Source organism: Clavibacter sp. MX14-G9D, from assembly GCF_032917815.1.
In the GTDB taxonomy this organism is placed as follows: Bacteria; Actinomycetota; Actinomycetes; order Actinomycetales; family Microbacteriaceae; genus Clavibacter; species Clavibacter michiganensis_K.
Genome location: NZ_JAVCVL010000330.1, coordinates 1 through 2002 on the forward strand (window position 1 = coordinate 1; position 2002 = coordinate 2002).

Consider the following 2002-nt stretch of genomic DNA (forward strand, 5'->3'; position numbering starts at 1 on the left):
CGGGCCGCGACGGACGGCACGCGCCCGCCGCGGCGCTCGTCAGCCCCGGGTCACCACGGTGAAGCCGCCGGGCCGCACGTTCGCGGTGGTGCCGCCCGCCTGCGTGGTCGACGCGACGAGCCGGCCGTCGGACCCGAACACGTCGACGCGCACGCGCTCGCCCGCCGTGCCGACCACGGCGGTCTCGCGGATCCGGGATCCGGAGACGAGCAGTTCGCTCGCACCGGCGGTGCCGTCGAGCGCCAGCCGCGACACCACCGGCCGGACGAGCACGCCGTCCAGCCGCGTGACGCCCGCGGAGCCCGTCACGCGCACGGTCGTCGCTCCCGCGGGCGCGGACGCGGCGAGCTGCTGCGGCAGCAGGGTGCCCGTGCCGGCGCTCACGCCCTCGGGTGCGGCGCGACCGGTCAGGGCACCGAGGGGCGAGGATCCGGCCTTCCACACCGAGATCGGCGCCTCGCCGGCGTCCCGCAGGGTCACCGGCTCGACGATGCGCGCCCGGTCGGAGGAGCCGATGTCGAGCACGGCCGCCTGGCCCTTGGCGAGCGCGAGCAGGGATCCGCTGATCGAGGCCTCCCCCGTCCACGACGACTCCGGCGTGATGACCGTGCCCGTGGTCGACGCGGCCGTCTCGGCCTCGACCATCCGGAGCCCGTCGCGGGCGACGACCTCCGCGGAGCCGAGCGCCTGCGCGCGCACCTCCGGGTGGGCGTCGAGGGCGAGCATCGCGAGGAGGCCGTGGATGGTGCTCTCGGCGCCGCTGTTGCGGTTGACGGTCCCGTCCGGCTGGACGCCGTCGTAGGTCACGCCCGTCGCCGGGTCGTAGACGGGCTCGCCGGACGCGTTGGCGCCGAAGAACCACGCGGCCGTCATGCCCGCGAGCGGGAGGAGCCCGGGTCGGTCGCCGACGTCCGCGACGGCGAGCAGCGACTGGAGCCGGCTGTCGGCGCCGTAGGCGATCTGCACGCGGTCCGTGGGCGTGGGGATCCAGCCGTTGTCGGGGCCGTTCGAGGTGAGCAGCACCGGGGTGAACCCGGCGGTGTCGGCGACCGCCGGTGCCAGGAGGTCGGCGCGGCCGAGCGCGTCGGAGGCGCGGGCGAGCGACGCGGGCATCTGCGACGCCCACGCGTGCCAGTTCGAGCGGCTGAGCGACCACGGCAGCACGGCGCCGTACGGCCAGGCCGTCGCGGAGCCAGCGCCCATGACGGCCACGCCCTCGGCGAGCTTCCCGAGGGCGTCCTCCACGCCGGTGTCGTCCGGGGCGGCCTCGAGGTAGGCGGAGAGGCCGAGCACGGCCTCGCTCGTGGCGTCGGCGCCGTCGGCGATGAGCCACAGCGGGACGCGCTTCCCGTCCGCGGTGCCGTATCGCGGGTACTCCGCGAGCGACTGCCGGTCGACCGCGGCGACGCCCAGCTGCAGGCGGTCCTGGAGGAACGCGGCGAACGCCGGGTCCTCGTCCGCGAAGGCGGCGTAGCCCTCCCCGAACGCCCACAGGCTGCGTGCCAGCCAGTAGCTGTCGCCGGAGTCCGACGGGTCGGGCAGCTCCACCGGCTCGGGGCTCTCGTTGAAGTCGCCGTCGGGCTGCATCCAGAGGATCACGTTGCCGGCGTCGTCGCCGGTGGTGGTCTGGAAGTAGGCGAGGGCGCGGAGGAGCTCGTAGGCGCGCTCCCGGCTCGCGGTGTCGCCCGTCTGCTGCCAGTGGCGCACGTAGACCACCGCGGCGCGGGAGATGTCGTCCGTGTTGTACGCGCCCTGGCCCCAGTCGCCCGTGACGGGATCCAGCGGCCCGCCGCCCACGCGCGCGAAGGCGCCGCCGGGCCGGGCGTCGGCGTAGGTCCACGGCATGGTGAGCGCGGGCTCCTCGGCCAGACGGTAGGTCGTGTGGCCGGCGACGGGGCTCGGCGTGGCCTGGTCGAGCAGGAAGTCGAGGTGCGCCGTGCTCGTGAGCGGTGCGCCGTCGGCGGGGGCCGCGTGCGCTCGGGGCGCCGCGGCGGCGCCGGCG

Annotated in this window: 1 protein-coding gene; it reads right to left on the minus strand. The window is 76.5% G+C overall.

From position 1 onward, the window contains the following. Window positions 1–39: 39 nt before the first annotated feature. On the minus strand, window positions 40–2002 hold a 1963-nt coding region (locus Q6969_RS15295; protein WP_317231212.1), incomplete at its 5' end, for a hypothetical protein.